This is a genomic window from Streptococcus oralis (assembly GCF_003944215.1).
GTDB lineage: Bacteria > Bacillota > Bacilli > Lactobacillales > Streptococcaceae > Streptococcus > Streptococcus oralis_BI.
Genome location: NZ_RJVZ01000033.1, coordinates 1 through 1734, shown reverse-complemented (window position 1 = coordinate 1734; position 1734 = coordinate 1). Strand labels below are relative to the sequence as shown.

The 1734-nt window shown below is 39.2% G+C and carries 1 tRNA gene, 1 rRNA gene and 2 pseudogenes; 1 reads left to right on the top strand and 3 read right to left on the bottom strand.

Going from position 1 to position 1734, the window contains the following annotated elements:
• Positions 1–138 precede the first annotated feature (138 nt).
• Positions 139–333: pseudogene (locus D8804_RS10365) on the bottom strand (hypothetical protein).
• 17 nt (positions 334–350) lie between these two features.
• Between D8804_RS10365 and D8804_RS10495 the strand changes: the two are divergent.
• Positions 351–1329, top strand: a pseudogene (locus D8804_RS10495) (transposase).
• A gap of 77 nt (positions 1330–1406) precedes the next feature.
• On the opposite strand, the gene D8804_RS09925 reads toward D8804_RS10495, so the two are convergent.
• Both D8804_RS09925 and rrf read right to left on the bottom strand, forming a co-directional pair.
• Positions 1407–1480 (bottom strand) — tRNA-Asn (locus D8804_RS09925).
• A 5-nt stretch (positions 1481–1485) separates the two neighbouring features.
• Positions 1486–1601, bottom strand: a 5S ribosomal RNA gene (rrf, locus tag D8804_RS09920).
• Positions 1602–1734: the final 133 nt, after the last annotated feature.

Genomic DNA, 1734 nt, shown 5'->3' with positions numbered 1-1734 from the left:
AGCTAAACGAACTAAAAATAAAATATAAAGGTAATTATAGATGCCAAAATTAAGTTTTGAATTTTGAGAAGTTTACTTCATTTATAAAATCATAACTACTCGTCTATGAATCACATCCCAAAAGTTAGATTTTTTTGTCTAACTTTTGGGACGCGGTTCACATAAGAAAAGAGACTGGGACAATAGTCCCTTGTCTCCCCAAAAAGCAACGGATTTGCCGTTGCTTTTTTGCATGGTTGCGATAGTCTTTGTAAAATAGAATTGACCATTAAACCATTTAGAAAGGCTATCTCATGCATATTCACTATAACACAAATCAAACAACTGTACCACTAGAAATCAGTTCTTTCTTGCCACAAGACCATCTCGTCTTTACTATTGAAAAAGTGGTAAATACCTTGGAGGATTGTCACTTCCACGCCTTCTATCATACCTTTGGTCGCCCGTCTTATCACCCTAAAATGCTTGTATCTACTCTTCTATTTGCCTATTCACAAGGGATTTTCTCTGGACGAAAAATTGAAAAAATGATGATTGAAAATCTCGCTATGCAATACCTAACAGGGCAGTTGGTTGTCAGCTATCGTACCATCAATCTTTTTCGTGTCGCTGAAGGGATGGAAGAACTCATTCGTGATCTTTTCATCGACCTCAATCTTCGTTTAAAAATGGAAGAGTTAGTGACCTTAGATTGTTTGTTTATTGACGGGACTAAGATTGAAGCCAGTGCCAACAAGTATAGTTTCGTGTGGAAGGAAGCGACAGAGAAATTCTCCGCCAAACTTCAAGAACAGATACAGGTCTATTTTCAAGAAGAATTCGCTCAAGTCCTTGAAGAAGAATTGGAAAAACTGAGCCAAGACATGGAGGAGACACCCGTTAAAGGAAAGGATGAACGGAAAACCAATTTGTTCTTCACTATGATGCCTTCTCAAATCCGACAGACACCAAAACTCTTTTACCTTTACTTGAAACTTATCCGCATGACTTGAAGACAGTTGTCGCAGATGCTGGATATAGAAGCGAAGAAAACCTCCTTCGTCTAGATGAAAAGAAGGTGAACCATCTGATTAAATATGCCATGTTTGATCAGGAACAGAAGAGAGGGTATAAACAGTCGGCTAGAAACTTAGCAAATTGGCATTATAATGACAAGGAGGATAGCTACACTGTAAGATTGATGTGGAACCTGTCTTTGGGCAGATAAAGGCTTGTTTAGGTTACAAGAGATGTAATCTGAGAGATAAGCGTCAAGTGAGAATTGACATGGGATTGGTACTCATGGCTAATAACTTCCTAAAATACAATAAGAGAACGACTCAAAATTAAAAAGCTAGAGTTCCACTATTGGGAATCTCTAGCTTTTTTGTGGCTGAGAACCATTTTATCTCAGACTCTTGATCTTACTCCGCCAGTAGGACTCGAACCTACGACATCATGATTAACAGTCATGCGCTACTACCAACTGAGCTATGGCGGATAAAAGCTAAGCGACTTCCATATCTCACAGGGGGCAACCCCCAACTACTTCCGGCGTTCTAGGGCTTAACTGCTGTGTTCGGCATGGGTACAGGTGTATCTCCTAGGCTATCGTCACTTAACTCTGAGTAATACCTACTCAAAATTGAATATCTATCAAATACCAAGAAAACCTTACACTTCGTATTCTCAGTTACTTTGGATAAGTCCTCGAGCTATTAGTATTAGTCCGCTACATGTGTCGCCACACTTCCA